The following is a 13679-nucleotide window of genomic DNA, read 5'->3' as shown; positions in this document are numbered from 1 at the left end:
CGTCAGTATCGTGGCGCTTCGGGGGGCGACGTCTCCCGCGCGCTGTCCGCCTGCGGATGGAGGCTGGAGCCGCGGAGAGCAAGGGCGCCGCCGCGATGCGGGGACGGTGTGGCGCGCCGCTTGCTTTGCGCCATGCATGGCACAGTCTCCACAGGCTCGTTGGGAAAGGGCAATACCATGAGAGCACATCGCGTCATCCAGGGAGCGCTCCTGCTGGCAGCGGCACAGCTTCCGTTCATCGTCGCTTGCGCGCGCGTCGAGGGCTCGGACGGCGCCGAGGCCGAGGCGGAGCCGGACAGGGGCGACGACACGGATCCCGGGCCGGAGTCGTCCGAGACCACGTCGGGCGGCGGCGCGGAGGCGACCGATCCGGCCCTGGATCTGTTCGCCTGCAACTTCGAGCCGAGCTGTGAACCGGTCACCATGCATGCCTATCCGAGCCCGCCAGAGGCGCTCCCGTGCGCGGCCAAGCTGGTGATCGGAGGCGGCACGGGCGTCCTCAGCTCGCTGCTCACGCCTGGCCCGTACGTCGACGAGACCGAATCGCTGATCTTCGTGCTGGGCGACGGCACCGCGCTGGTGCAGACCCGCGAGAGGCACTGCGGGCGCGAAGGGATGGAGTGCGGGCCGACGCCGGTGTGGGAGGCGCCGTCGCCGCATCGGATCTGCGACCTCGTCGTCTCTCCGGACGTCGAAGCGGCGTGCGAGGAGGACGCCGAGGGGTGCGGCTTCCGGCCGTGGGCTGACGTGGCGAACTGCCGGGCCGTCGAGGAGCACTCCTGCGAGGACGTCGCCGCTCTGCTCGCGGCCATGTGATCGCGGCGGGGCGCGCCGGCCGCGAGCCGCCGAGCTCGGCCAGATCTCCCGTCAGAACGGCCAGATCGTCTGTTCCAGCTCGGGCAGCGAGGAGACGCGGGACTCCCAGCCTTCGAGCCCGAGCTGGAACCTGAGATGGCTGTACCGGTGCAGCAGCGCGAGGGCCATCAGCTTGCGGCTCAGCGCTGGGCCCAGGTCGGCAGGCGCGTATCCGCAGGCGCCGAGAGACGCGCGCTGGAGGTCCGCGTTCGCGGCGCAGGCGGCTTGACCTAGGTCGGGGCACGCGGGCGCTGGCCGCCCGGCCGAGGTCCAGTATGCTCCCGGGCCGCCCGTGAGACCCTGGCCGCCGTCATGCCGCTGATCGTCGTCGAGGACCTGCGCAAGGCGTACCGGGTGGCCGAGCGCCGGCCGGGCGCCCTGGGCGCGCTCGCCGGGCTCGTGCGCCCGCGCTACCGCGCCGTCGACGCGCTCGCGGGCGTCTCGTTCTCGCTCGAGCGGGGCGAGCTCGTCGGGTACATCGGGCCGAACGGCGCAGGCAAGTCGACGACGGTCAAGATCCTGGCGGGCATCCTCGTGCCGGACTCGGGGCGATGCGAGGTGGCCGGCCGCGTCCCGTGGCGCGAGCGCGTCGCGCACGTGGGGCGCCTCGGCGTCGTGTTCGGCCAGCGCACCCAGCTCCTCTGGGATCTGCCGGTGATCGACTCGTTCGAGCTCCTCCGGGACATCTACCGCGTCGGCGCGGCCGATCACGCCCGCGCGCGCGACGAGCTCGTCGCGATGCTCGATCTCGGGCCGCTGCTCGACACGCCGGTGCGGCAGCTCAGCCTCGGCCAGCGCATGCGGTGCGATCTCGCGGCCGCGCTGCTCCACGCGCCCGACCTGCTCTTCCTCGACGAGCCCACGATAGGCCTCGACGCCGTCTCGAAGCTCGCGGTGCGGCGCTTCGTGCAGCGGCTCAACCGCGAGCGCGGCGTCACGGTGATCCTGACGACGCACGACATGGACGACATCGAGGCCCTCTGCTCGCGGGTCATCCTCATCGCCGGGGGGCGGGTGCTCTCGGACGGCTCGCTCGAGGCGCTGCGCGCGCAGGTCACCGCGGAGCGCTGGCTCATCGTGGACCTGGCGGACCCCGCGGCGGAGATCGCCGAGCCGCGCGCCGAGGTGATCCGCCGCGAGGGCGCCCGCGTGACGCTGCGCTTCGACCCCGCCGTGATCTCGACGGCGGAGCTGGTCGGGCGCGTCACGGCCCGCGCCCCGGTGCGCGACCTCCTGGTGCAGAACCCGCCCATCGACGAGATCGTGGCGCGGCTCTACGGCGAGGGCGGCGAGGCGGGGGCGCCGCCGTGAGCGCGCCGTTCGAGCGCTTCGCGGCCAATTTCGCCGCCTGTGTCGCCGTGTTTCGGGCGCGCTGCCGCGCGCTCCTGCAGTACCGCGCCGCCGCCGCGGCCGGATTCGGCACGCAGCTGTTCTGGGGGTTCATCAAGGTCATGGTGCTCGAGGCGTTCTACGGGAACGCCGTCTCGGGCGCGCCGCCGCCGATGGCGCTCGGACAGGCGATCACGTACACGTGGCTCGGACAGGCGTTCTTCCAGCTGCTGCCGTTCTCGACGAACCCCGACCCCGAGGTGCGCGAGCTGATCCGCACCGGCGCGGTGGGCTACGAGCTGGCGCGCCCGCTCGATCTTCACGCGCTCTGGCTCGCCCGCGCGCTCGCCGCGCGCGTCGCGCCGACGCTGCTGCGCGCGGTCCCGATGTTCGCGGTCGCGGTGCCGCTCCTCGGGATGGGGCTGCCGCCGTCGCTGGCCGCCGCGGGCGCGTGGGCGGCGGCGATGGTCGGCGCGGCGGCGCTCGTGGGCGCGTTCGCGACGGCGGTGACGTCGACGATGCTGTGGACGACGTCCGGCGACGGCATCGCGCGGATCGTGCCGTCGCTCGTGCTCGTCGCCTCCGGCATGATCGTGCCGCTGCCGCTGTTTCCGGGGTGGATGCTGCCGTGGCTCGACGCGCTGCCGTTCCGGGGCATGGTCGACGCGCCGTTCCGGCTCTACCTCGGGCACCTGCCCGCGGGGGCGCTCCCCGGCGTGCTGCTGCACCAGGCGCTGTGGACCGCCGTGTTCGTGGCGCTCGGCAGGGCGATGGTCGCGCGCGGCCTGCGCCGGCTCGTGGTGCAGGGCGGCTGAGGGGCGAGGGCGAGGGCGAGGCGAGGCGAGGCGAGGCGAGGCGAGGAACAGACGAGGAACAGACGAGATGTCGCTCGATGCAACGAGGCTTTACCTCCGGCTGGCCGCCGCGTCGCTGCGGGCGCAGATGCAGTATCGCGCGTCGTTCGTGATGTGGTCTGTCGGGCAGTTCATCACGGTGGGCATCGAGCTGCTCGGGGCGTGGGCGCTGTTCGACCGGTTCGGCGCGGTCCGGGGGTGGCGCTTCGCGGAGGTGGCGCTGCTGTTCGGCCTCGTCAACGTCTCGTTCGCGCTCGCCGAGTCGTTCGGCCGCGGGTTCGACACCTTCTCCGCGATGGTGAAATCGGGCGATTTCGACCGGCTCCTCCTGCGCCCGCGCTCCACGGCGTTCCAGGTCGCCACCGGGGAGTTCCAGTTCCTGCGCGCAGGGCGGCTCGCCGTCGGCCTCGTGATGCTCCTGTGGGCCGGTAGCGCGCTGAGCGTGGGGTGGACGGCCGCCAAGCTGGCGCTGCTCGCCGGCGCGATCGTCGGCGGCGCCTGCGTGTTCTACGGGCTCCTCGTGCTCCAGGCGACGCTGTGCTTCTGGACGGTCGAGTCGCTGGAGATCATGAACGCGTTGACCTATGGCGGCACGGAGGCGGCGCAGTACCCGCTGACCCTGTACCGCGACTGGTTCCGGCGCTTCTTCACGTTCGTCGTGCCGCTCGCGTTCGTGAGCTACATCCCCGCGGGGGCGCTGCTCGATCGCCCCACGGTCCCGGCGCTGCCGGAGGCCGCGCGCTGGGCGTCGCCGCTCGTGGGCGTGGCGTTCCTGCTCGTGTCGCTGCGCATCTGGCGCTTCGGGGAGCGGCGGTACCAGTCCACCGGGTCCTGAAGCAGCGGGCGGGAGGCCAGCGCAAAGGGCAAAGGCCACCGCGCTGTCAGCAGGCGCTGTCAGGTGTCATCGATCGCTGACAGCTGTCGATGGTCGCTGACAGCCGGAGGCGGCGCGCGGCGGCGCGCTCCGCAGGAATGCGTGCGGGGCGGGCTCGGCACGCTGCCTGCAAAAGCGTCGAGGCGTTGAAGCGTTGACTCGTTGAACCGCCAGAGCGCCAAAGCGCCCCGGCGTCCAGACGGCAGCGAAGAATGGGCTTCGCGCGCTGGAGAACAACGGAAACCGGCGAGGCGGCCCGCGCCGCCCGATGACAATGGAGAACTTGCCATGCTCTCTCTCAACAAGACCCTCGGACACGTCGGAATCGCTCTCTGCAACACCACCTTCGCGCTCTCGCTCCTCGGCGCTGCCGCTTTGATGACCCCGGGCTGCGTCGCCGGCACGGACGAGCCGGGCGACGGCGCGGACGAGCTGGGCGACGGCCTGGACATCGGCTCGGGCGAGGCCGAGGACGTCGGTGAGGCCGAGTCGGCGCTGGGGGTGAACGACGTGGGCGTCATCCCGGCAAGCGCGTGCCCCTCCAATTTCGATCAGATCACGATCTTCATGGACGACGAGGACACGAGCAACGGCAACGATCACGCCGGCTGGATCGGCGCGACGCAGAGCGATAGCAACACCAGGTTCGTCTTCTGCCGCGTGCCGGGGAGCTTCTTCAAGCCGCTCGACAGCGGGGAGCCGTACGCCGTGCTCAGGCTCGGCAGCGCCTGCCCCGCCGGCTCCGAGGCGTTCTCGCGCACCTTCGACAACGAGGACACGTCGAACAGCAACTCGTCCACGGGGAACATCTTTCCCAACACCTCCACGCAGAGCCCCTCGAAGACCACGCTCGGGTTCTGCCTGTTCCGCGGCAGCGCCGGCGCGATGATCGGCTTCCCGAACCTCGGCTTCAGCTACGGGATCCTGGCGCGCGCACACCTCTCCGACAGCCGGGCGGACGGCTGGATCATGACGGACGACGAGGACACCTCGAACGCGAACGGCATGTCGTTCTCGTGGATGCCGTTCGACTGGGCCAAGACCAACGACGCCCTCGACATCGTGAGCGACGAGGCCGACTCCAAGACGAGGCTGCGCACGGCCCGCGTGAAGTGAGATCCGCGCCGCGCGGGGACGGCCGCGCGCGATAGCTTTCGCCGGGCGATCCACGTACTGTCCGGTGCATGAAGCCAGCCAGGGACGAGCCCGAGCCCTGCACGCTCACGAGCGTGGATCGCGATCGCTCGCTCCGCATGCCCTCCCTCCGTGTCCGCGTCACCTCGCCGCAAGGTCACGTGACGGAGGCGCCCCTCGATATCAGCCCTGTCATCGTCGGGACCGGCCAGGACTGCACCCTGGTCGTCCCCGACGCCCGGGTCTCGCGCAGGCACTGCGAGCTGCGCCTCACGCCCGAGGGGATCTTCCTCCGCGATCTGGGCAGCAAGAACGGCACGCTGCTCGGCCAGACGGCCATCCTGGAGGCGCGCCTCGCCCCCCGGGTGGCCGTGCTCGTCGGCGACTCGGAGCTCGTCGTCCACCCGGCCGGCGAGCCCCGGCTCGTGCCGTTGTCGCCGACTGGCATGTTCGGCGACGCCATCGGCCGGAGCTTCGCCATGCGCGCGCTCTTCGCCAAGCTGGAGCGCGCCGCCGCCACCGATCAGACCCTCCTCCTGCTCGGCGAGTCCGGGACCGGCAAGGAGGTGCTGGCCAGGGCCATCCACGAGCACAGCCCGCGCAGGAACGGGCCTTTCGTCGTCTTCGATTGCGGCGCGACGACGGCCAACCTGGTGGAGTCCGAGCTGTTCGGCCACACCCGCGGCGCCTTCACCGGCGCCCAGGCCGCGCACGCCGGCCTGCTCGAGGAGGCGAGCGGCGGCACGCTGTTCATCGACGAGATCGGCGAGCTGCCGCTCGAGCTCCAGCCCAAGCTGCTGCGGGCGCTGGAGGCGCGCCAGGTCCGGCGGCTCGGCGCCAGCGATTTCCGGCCGTTCGACGCGCGCGTCGTCGCCGCCACGCACAGGAACCTGCGCGCCCGGGCGGCGGAGGGGCAGTTCCGCGAGGACCTCTATTACCGGCTCGCCGTGGTCGAGGTCCAGGTCCCGGCGCTGCGCGAGCGCAAGGACGACCTCCCCGCCCTGGTGGAGCGCTTCCTCGCCGCGCACAACCCGCCTCGCTCCCTCGCCGATCTGCCGCCGAACGCCCTGTCGCTGCTCGCCGCCCACGACTGGCCGGGCAACGTGCGGGAGCTGCGCAACGTGGTGGCGCGCCTGCTCCTGTTCCCGGAGACGGTCGACGAGCTGCTCCGGCCCCTCAAGGAGGGCGCCGTGGCGGCGCGCCCACCTGCCCCCGCGCCCGGGCCCGTGGCCGCGGCGGCGCGCCTGGACCCGCTGCTCGAGATGCCGCTGCTCGAGGCGCGCGAGATGGTGATGGAGCAGTTCGAGCGGAGCTACCTGACCGCCTGGCTGGGCCGCCACAAGGGCAACATCTCGCGCGCGGCCGGCGCCATGGGCGTGTCGAGGCAGCTCGTGCACAAGCTCCTCGACAAGCACGGAATTCGGCCGAAAGGGGAGCCTTGATGCCGGCCTCGCGGGCCGCCGCCCGCCGCGCGCCGTGGCTCGCCGCGGGCGTGGCGCTGCTGCTCGCGCTGCCGCCCGGCATTGCGGGCGCAGAGGGCCCGGCGGGGCTCAACGCCACGTTGAACGAGGCGGACGTCGCGCACCTCGGGGCGGAGAGGCTCTTCGAGGAGGAACGCCTGGCCGAGGCCGCCGCGCTCGCCGAGCGCGACGTCGCCCTGCACGAGAAGGTCGTCGCCTTCTACAAGGGCCGGCTGCCGAAGCAGCACACCCCGGCCACGCCGTCGCCCGAGCTGTTCGTCGGCGCGGCGCTCGATCAGCTCGGGTGGATCCTGATCGAGCTCGGCCAGCACCGGCGCGCCGAGGAGGTCTTCGCGCGCGCTCACGCCATCTACCGGCGCATCCTCGTCGCCGGCGACGAGGAGCTCGCCGGCCTCTCGATCGCCGGGCTCGCGCGCCTCGCGGCCCTCCGCGGCGACAGCGCCGCCGCCGAGGGGCTGCGGCGCGAGATCGTCGCGTTCGACGCGCTGCTGGGCAGCCCGTTCCCCTGCCTCGCCTACAGCGAGGTCGGCCGCCTGTTCGCGATGAAGGCAGACCACGACGTGGCCGAGGCCATGCTCAGGCTCGCCGCGGAGAGCTATCGGGGCGCGCCCGCGGTGCAGGTCGAGCTGCTCCGCAACCAGGCCGATCTGGCCCTGGAGAGGGGCGAGCCCGAGGTCGCCGAGCCGCTGCTCGTCAAGGCGCTCGAGGCCGCCAGCGCCCGCGCGCGCAGCGCTGGCACGCCGAGCCCGCGCCTCGCCCGCGTCCTCGACAGCCTCGGCCGCCTCCACCTGGCGATCGGCAGGCCCGACCGCGCCGTGCAGGCGTTCACGCGGGCGCTTGCGCTCCAGGAGGAGGCGCTCGGCCCCGGGCACCTGGCGGCCGCCGAGTCGCTCGACGGCCTCGCGCTCGGGCACATGCAGCGCGGCGAGCCGGCGCGGGCCGCGCCGCTGCTCGATCGCGCGCTCGCCATCCGCGAACAGGTGCTCGGGCCGGGGCACCCGGCCACCGCCGCGCTGCGCCTGCACCTCGGCGACCTGCGGCGCGCGACCGGCGACGACGGCGCCGCCGCCGCGCTCTACCAGCGGGCGCAGGCCGATCTCGAGGAGGCGTCGGGGCCGGATCACCCCGCCGTGGCCGAGGCGCTGCTGCGGCGCGCCGCCCTGGCCCGCGGCGGCGGACGGCCCGATCCGGGGCGCTCGGAGGCGCTCTCGCGGCGGGCCCTCGCGATCGTCGAGAAGGTCTTCGGCCCCCTGCACCCCAGGGTGGCCGACGCGCTCGACGCGCTCGCCGAGGGCCACCTGCGCGCGGGGAGCATCCCGAGCGCGGCGCAGGCCCTCGCGCGGAGCACGGAGATCCGCGACCGCCGCGCGGCGGCGCTGCTCGCGGACAGCTCCGAGGAGCAGAAGCTCGCCGCCGTGGAGGCGCTGCGCGGCCAGACCGACCTCGTCCTGGCGCTGCCCGCGGCGGCCTCGCCGCAGGGCGGCGCGGCGGTGGACCTGGCGCTTACCACGATCCTGCGGCGCAAAGGCCGCGCCCTCGACGCGCTGGCGGCGGGCCGCGCCGCCCTGCGCGATCGGCAGAGGCCGGAGGACGCGCGGCTGCTCCGCGAGCTCGTGGCGATCCAGGGCGCGATCGTCGACGCCATCGTGCGCGGCCCGGGCGCCGTGCCGGCCGCGGAGCACGACGCCGCGCTCGCCGAGCTGGAGCGCCAGAAGGCCCGGCTCGAGGCGGAGCTGGGCAAGCGCGGCGCGACCCTCCTGCGCGACGACCGGCTGGTGACGCTCGCCGAGGTGAAGGCGGCGATCCCGGAGGACGCGGCGCTCGTCGAGATGATCGTGCGCCGCCCCGTGGGCGAGGCCGCGGAGGCCCCGCGCCTCGCGGCGTACGTGCTGCGCCGGCGCGGCGCCGCCCGCTTCGTGGACCTCGGCGAGGCGCGCGCCGCCGCTGGCCTGGTGGACGAGCTGCGGCAGGCGCTGGCGAGCCCGCGGCGCGATCCGGCGCCGGCCGCCCGGGCCCTCGACGAGCGCGTGCTGCGGCCGCTCCGGCCGCTCCTTGGCGACGCGCGCCGGATCCTGATCAGCCCGGACGGCGAGCTCAACCTGGTCCCGTTCGGCGCCTTGCTCGACGAGGGCGGGCGCGCGCTGATCGAGCGCTTCACCTTCACCTACCTGTCGAGCGGGCGCGATCTCGTGCGCTTCCTCCACGATGAGACGCCGCCCGAGCCCGGGCCGGCCGCCGTGCTGATCGGCGCGCCGGACTTCGGCGATCCCGACCGGCAGCGCTCGCGCTACCGCCCGGGGGCAGGCCCCGATTCGATCGAGCTCGGCGACATCCGCTTCCGCCCGCTGCCCGGCACGGCCGAGGAGATCGCGGCGATCGGCGCGGTGATCCCGGGAGCGAAGGCGCTCACCGGCGCCGCGGCGACCGAGGAGGCCGTGCAGGCCGTGGCGCACCCGCGCATCCTCCACATCGCCACGCACGGCTTCTTCCTGCCGCCCGTCGTCGCGTCGGCCGGGCGGGCCCTCGAGAGCCCGCTGCTGCGCGGCGGCCTGGCGCTGGCGACGGCCAACCAGCCCGTCACGGGGCGAGAGGACGGGATCTTGACCGCGCACGAGCTCGCCGGCCTGGATCTCTACGGGACGCGGCTCGTTGTGCTCTCGGCCTGCGAGACCGGGGTCGGCGCGGCCCGCAGCGGCGATGGAGTGTACGGCCTCCGGCGCGCGGTGCTGATGGCGGGAGCGCAGTCCCTGGTGATGAGCCTGTGGAAGATCAGCGATCGGGAGACGCGCGATCTGATGGTGCAGTACCACCGCCGGCTCCAGGGCGGCGGCGGGCGCAGCGAGGCGTTGCGCGAGGCCGCGCTCGCGGTGCGCGCCGCGCCCGGCAACCAGCACCCCTTCTACTGGGCCGGCTTCATCAGCGCCGGAGACTGGTCGAGCCTCGACGGCAAGGACGTCCCGCAGCGGCCGGCGCCGCCCCCGCCGGTCGCGCCCGGCCCGCGCGGCTGCGGCTGCGCCGTCGGCCCGGGATCGAACGGGAGCGCCGCAGCCCTGGCGCTCGCCGCGCTCCTGCTGGGGTGCGTTCGACGGCAGCGCCGGCCCGAGGACAGGCGCGCCTGAGCTCTTGCGCATGAGGACAGAAAAGAAGGAAAACGGTGCGATGCGCAGCAACGTGAGTCGCTCAATTGTAATTTTACTCACCGCCCTCCTCGTCGCGTGCGGCTCCACCCCGCCGCCCGATGCGCCGACGTCGCCCGAGGGGGCGGCGGCGCCCGATGTCTCGGCCGCGCCCGAGGGGGCGGCCGCGCCCGATGGCTCGGCGCCTGATCGCTCGGCCGCGCCCGCGGCGGGCGGCGTCGTCGAGGAGTGCGTGTGGCCGGCGGGCACCCCCGCCGAGCCGCCGCCGGCTTGCCCGCCCGGCTGCTTCTGGAGCGAGAAGGACAAGGCGTGCAAGCCGGATCGCGGGGTCATCGTGCCCCAGCGCCCGCGCTGACCCGCTGCTCCGCGCTGACCCGCTGCCCTCTCAGCCCGAGGCGGCGGGCGCCGGACGCTGCTCCAGCCACGCCCGCGCCTCTTCCATCAGCTTCATCGTCAGCTCGCGCAGCGTCACGTCCGCGGCCTGCGCCTCGGCGAGCGCCCGCGCCACCTCCTCGGGCGGCGCGGCGCCGCGCCGGGCCAGGTGCAGCGCCTCCCAGAGATCCGCGCAGAGCACGCGGTCGCGCTCGCGGTGCTGCTCGGCCACGCGGCGCGCGGCCCGCGCGTCCGCCAGCGCCTCGGCGCTGCGGCCCATGCCGGCGAGCAGCTCGGCGCGCCGGAGCAGGGTCAGCGAGAGCATCGCGTCGCCGCGCTTCTCCTGCAGCGCGACCGCCTCGTCGGCGCAGCGCAGCGCCGCGCCCGCGTCGCCGCAGCGCCGCAGCGCCTCCGCCCGCAGCGACAGCGCCACGCCGCGCAGCGCCGGATCGCCGGCCTCGGTCGCCAGCGCCGCGGAGCGCCCCGCCACCTCCGCCGCCTCGGCCGCGCGGCCGGCGCGCAGCAGGAAGGCCGCCAGGTTCTGCAGGAGCAGCCGGCGCTGCGCCCGCATGCCGTAGCGCTCGGCCCGCGCCGCGAGCCCGTAGAGCCGCTCGATGGCCGCCGCGAGCCGCCCCAGCTCGGCCTCGACCACCGCGAGATCGCCGTCGATCTCGATCTGCCGCCACACCGAGGCGCTGGCCGCCGAGAGCTCGAGCGCGCGCTTCAGATCGGCGTCCGCCAGCTCGAGGTCGCAGCGATCCGCCTCGTAGTCGAGCTCGAACCGCAGCACGCGCGCCGGCAGCTCCAGGCCGGGGCCGCAGCGCACCGCCAGCTCGACCGCCTCGCCGGCGAGCGCCATGGCGCGAGGCCCGCGCGTCACCCCGGCGAGGGCCATCCGCGCCTCGCAGCGCAGCCGCTCGTCGCCGAGCGCGTCGGCGTCGGCGAGCAGCGATTCGTCCCCGCTGCCCGCCTCGTGCAGCCCGCGGGCCACCTCCAGCCGGTAGATGCGCCGCCGCAGGCCCGCGGCGCTCGCCGGAGCGAGGGCGCCCGCGCTCGCCCCCGGCCGCTCCAGCCGCTGCCTCGCGTCCTCGAAGGCGCGCCCTCGCAAGAGGACGCGCACGATGTCGAGCTCGATCGCGGCGCGCTCGCCGGGATCGCCGGCCAGCGCCGCCAGCCGATCGCCGAGCCCGGCGGCTTCCTCGAAGAGCCCGGCCGCGAAGGCCGCATCCATGGCTCGCTGCAGCCAGGCCCGCGCCGGCTCGACGGCGCCGAGCTTCTCGTAGCCGGCGGCCAGGAACGCCGCGTCCGCCGCGGCGCCAGGCCCCGCGGCGATGGCGTCGAGGAGCGCCCGGTGCAGGCGCGGGAACCAGGGGCGCTTGCGCGCCACGCCGAGCACCGCCTGCCGCACCATCTCCTGCCCGAAGCCGATCTCCGGCGGCTCCCCCGACACGGTGAGCATTCCCGCCTCGACCCAGGCGTGCACGGCGCTCTCGAGCAGCTCGTCGCTGGCCACCACGCGGTAGAGGACCTCGAAGCCGAGGCCGCCGCCGTACAGGGCGATCGCGGCCAGGGCGCGCAGCCCCGCGCGCTCGGCGTCGCTGCCCGGCTCGAAGTGGCTCGCGAGGCGGTCCTCGACCAGCTCCGCGACGCCGGGCACCTGCTCGTGGAGCGCCCGCCCGGAGGCCGCCTGCAGCACGCCGTCCTGCCACGTGATGGCGCCCGTCTCGCGCCAGGCCAGGAGCGCGTGCACCGCGAAGAAGGGCACGCCGCCGGAGCCCCGCGCCACCGTCTGCGCGAGCTCCGCGGAGAGCGGCGCGATGGCGTGCGCCAGCCGCTCGGAGTCGGCCTCGTCCAGCCGCTCCAGCGCGAGGTGCTTGATCCCGGGCCGTATCCTGGAGCGCACGACCCCGAGCAAGGCCCGCAGCTTCGGGGACGGGCTCGGCTCGTTGCGGGCCGCCGCGAGCACGAGCAGCCGCGCGGGATCGCCGCTCGCGGCCTGCTCGGCGAGCAGCGAGAGCAGGCGCAGCGTCGTCGGGTCGGCCCACTGGAGGTCGTCGAGCGCGAGCAGCAGCGGCTCGGCGGCGGCGCGGAGCAGCGCCGCCTCGACCCCCTCGAGCGCGCTGTCCGCGTCGCCGGCGCTGGGCAGCGCGGCCGGCGCGAGCGCGCGATCCACGGCGTCGGAGAGCTGGGCGAGGGCCGCGCGGCCGCCGGGCGGCAGCGTGTCGAGGGCGCGGCGCAGCGGCCGCAGCGGGCTCTGCCGCTCGGGCGAGCAGCTCCCGCGCAGCACGCGCTCGGCCGGCAGCCCGGCCGCCTCGATCCCGGCCTGCAGCACGCGCGTGCGGCCGATACCGAGTGGGCCGGTGATCACCACGAAGCGCGCCCCGCCGGCGATCTGATCCGCGGCGCCCGCCAGCGCCGCCAGCGCCGCCTGCCGGGCGATGAGCGGCGGGTGCACCTTGATCTCGGGGGCCTCGGCGCGGGAGAGGGTGCGCGCTGGAGGGGCGTTTGCCCGGGAGAGCGTCGGCGCTGCGCCTGCGGCGGAGCCGGAGGCCGTGTCAGGCGAGCGCTCGGCGAGCGGCGGCGCGGCCGGCGCGCTCGCCATCTCGGGAGGCGCCGCCGCAGGCTCTCCCGAGGGCTGACCGCGCGGCGCGGGCGGCGCCGCCGGGCCGCCGCCGCCCCGCAGCGTGCGGGCGACGCGCTCCGCGGCCTGCCCCTCGTGCGGCGCGAACGGCGCCAGCGCGGCGGCGAGCGCGGCCACGTCGGCGGGGCGCTCCGCCGGGTCTTGCCGGAGGCAATGCAGCACGGCGGCCTCCAGCGCCGGCGGGGTGCCGGGGCGGGCCGCGGCGAGCGGCGCCGGACCGCGCTGGATGGCCGCGCAGACGTCGAGCAGCGACTCCCCGGGGAAGGGCGGCGCCCCGCTGAGCAATCGGTAGAGCACGGCGCCCAGCGCCCAGATGTCCGAGCGGGCGTCGGCGGTGCGCGCCGAGCGCATCTGCTCCGGGGCCATGTAGAGGGCCGTGCCCAGCACCGCGAACGTGCTCGTGAGCTGCTCCCCGGCGGCCGCGGGCGCGGGCGCGAGCGTGTGCTTCGCGATCCCGAAATCGATCACCTTCACGAGCTGCGAGCCGTCGGCCCGCCGCGCCAGGAACAGGTTCCCGGGCTTCAGGTCGCGGTGCACGATCCCGCGCGCGTGCGCCTCGGCCAGCCCCTCGCAGGCCTGCAGCACGTACCCCACGGCGACCTCGACCGGAGGCGGCCCCTGCGCCCGCAGCAGCGCGCCGAGATCGCAGCCCTCGAGCAGCTCGAAGACAAGGAATGGATCCCCGGTGTCGAGGAAGCCCAGATCGAAGACGCGGGCGACATGCTCGCCGCGCAGCGCCGCCGCCGCCCGCCCCTCGCGCAGGAAGCGCTCCCGCGCCGCGGCGTCGACCAGCGCGTCCCGGCGCAGCAGCTTGAGCGCGACCTGGTTGCCGAGGTGCAGGTGGCGGGCGGCCATGACCACGCCCATCCCGCCCTGGCCGAGCAGGCGCTCGACGCGGTATCTGCCGGCGACGACGTCTCCGAGGCTCACCGGGGCGCTCATGGGCTTCGCGGCGCCCGAGTATAGCGGTGTTCGCTGCGGCGCGGACGCGATATACGCGCC

General features: G+C 75.2%; 9 protein-coding genes. 8 read left to right on the top strand and 1 reads right to left on the bottom strand.

What is annotated here, in order from left to right; genetic code table 11:
* The first annotated feature begins 177 nt into the window (after positions 1-177).
* The 8 genes from WMF34_RS34265 to WMF34_RS34230 all read left to right on the top strand — a co-directional run bounded on the left by WMF34_RS34265 (position 178) and on the right by WMF34_RS34230 (position 10019).
* A complete protein-coding gene (locus tag WMF34_RS34265; protein WP_437990462.1) occupies positions 178-816 on the top strand; it encodes a hypothetical protein in 639 nt (212 codons plus the stop codon).
* A 351-nt stretch (positions 817-1167) separates the two neighbouring features.
* The gene (locus WMF34_RS34260; RefSeq protein WP_437990461.1) at positions 1168-2166 is read left to right on the top strand and encodes an ABC transporter ATP-binding protein; all 999 of its coding nucleotides are present in this window, start codon (positions 1168-1170) and stop codon (positions 2164-2166) included.
* Positions 2163-2999 carry an ABC transporter permease gene (locus WMF34_RS34255; protein WP_437990460.1) on the top strand — a complete coding sequence of 279 codons (837 nt, stop codon included), beginning with the start codon at positions 2163-2165 and terminating at the stop codon, positions 2997-2999. The genes WMF34_RS34260 and WMF34_RS34255 overlap by 4 nt, the downstream gene beginning before the upstream one ends.
* A 67-nt stretch (positions 3000-3066) precedes the next feature.
* Complete coding sequence (locus WMF34_RS34250; protein ID WP_012239356.1) at positions 3067-3873, top strand: ABC transporter permease; 807 nt, start codon at positions 3067-3069, stop codon at positions 3871-3873.
* A gap of 327 nt (positions 3874-4200) precedes the next feature.
* Positions 4201-5028, top strand: a complete 828-nt coding sequence (locus WMF34_RS34245) for a hypothetical protein (RefSeq protein ID WP_012239355.1) — start codon at positions 4201-4203, stop codon at positions 5026-5028.
* A gap of 68 nt (positions 5029-5096) precedes the next feature.
* Positions 5097-6488, top strand: coding sequence for a sigma 54-interacting transcriptional regulator (locus WMF34_RS34240; RefSeq protein WP_437990459.1), 1392 nt, complete (start codon positions 5097-5099; stop codon positions 6486-6488).
* A complete protein-coding gene (locus tag WMF34_RS34235) occupies positions 6488-9646 on the top strand; it encodes a CHAT domain-containing protein (protein WP_437990458.1) in 3159 nt (1052 codons plus the stop codon). Before WMF34_RS34240 ends, WMF34_RS34235 begins: the two co-directional genes overlap by 1 nt.
* Before the next feature lie 52 nt (positions 9647-9698).
* Positions 9699-10019, top strand: a complete 321-nt coding sequence (locus WMF34_RS34230; RefSeq protein WP_437990457.1) for a hypothetical protein — start codon at positions 9699-9701, stop codon at positions 10017-10019.
* A gap of 30 nt (positions 10020-10049) precedes the next feature.
* On the opposite strand, the gene WMF34_RS34225 is transcribed toward WMF34_RS34230, so the two are convergent.
* Positions 10050-13607, bottom strand: coding sequence for a protein kinase domain-containing protein (locus tag WMF34_RS34225; RefSeq protein WP_437990456.1), 3558 nt, complete (start codon positions 13605-13607; stop codon positions 10050-10052).
* Between the last annotated feature and the right edge of the window lie 72 nt (positions 13608-13679).

This window comes from Sorangium sp. So ce145, assembly GCF_051525985.1.
Lineage (GTDB): Bacteria > Myxococcota_A > Polyangia > Polyangiales > Polyangiaceae > Sorangium > Sorangium cellulosum_B.
Note: the sequence above shows the minus strand (reverse complement) of the source record. Positions and strands in the feature narration are given on the sequence as shown.

What these genes read in the sequence shown, in the direction of transcription:
- WMF34_RS34265 (WP_437990462.1), top strand. Translation starts at nt 178, where the DNA reads ATGAGAGCACATCGCGTCATCCAGGGAGCGCTCCTGCTGGCAGCGGCA.
- WMF34_RS34240 (WP_437990459.1), top strand. Translation starts at nt 5,097, where the DNA reads ATGAAGCCAGCCAGGGACGAGCCCGAGCCCTGCACGCTCACGAGCGTG.
- WMF34_RS34245 (WP_012239355.1), top strand. Translation starts at nt 4,201, where the DNA reads ATGCTCTCTCTCAACAAGACCCTCGGACACGTCGGAATCGCTCTCTGC.
- WMF34_RS34235 (WP_437990458.1), top strand. Translation starts at nt 6,488, where the DNA reads ATGCCGGCCTCGCGGGCCGCCGCCCGCCGCGCGCCGTGGCTCGCCGCG.
- WMF34_RS34260 (WP_437990461.1), top strand. Translation starts at nt 1,168, where the DNA reads ATGCCGCTGATCGTCGTCGAGGACCTGCGCAAGGCGTACCGGGTGGCC.
- WMF34_RS34250 (WP_012239356.1), top strand. Translation starts at nt 3,067, where the DNA reads ATGTCGCTCGATGCAACGAGGCTTTACCTCCGGCTGGCCGCCGCGTCG.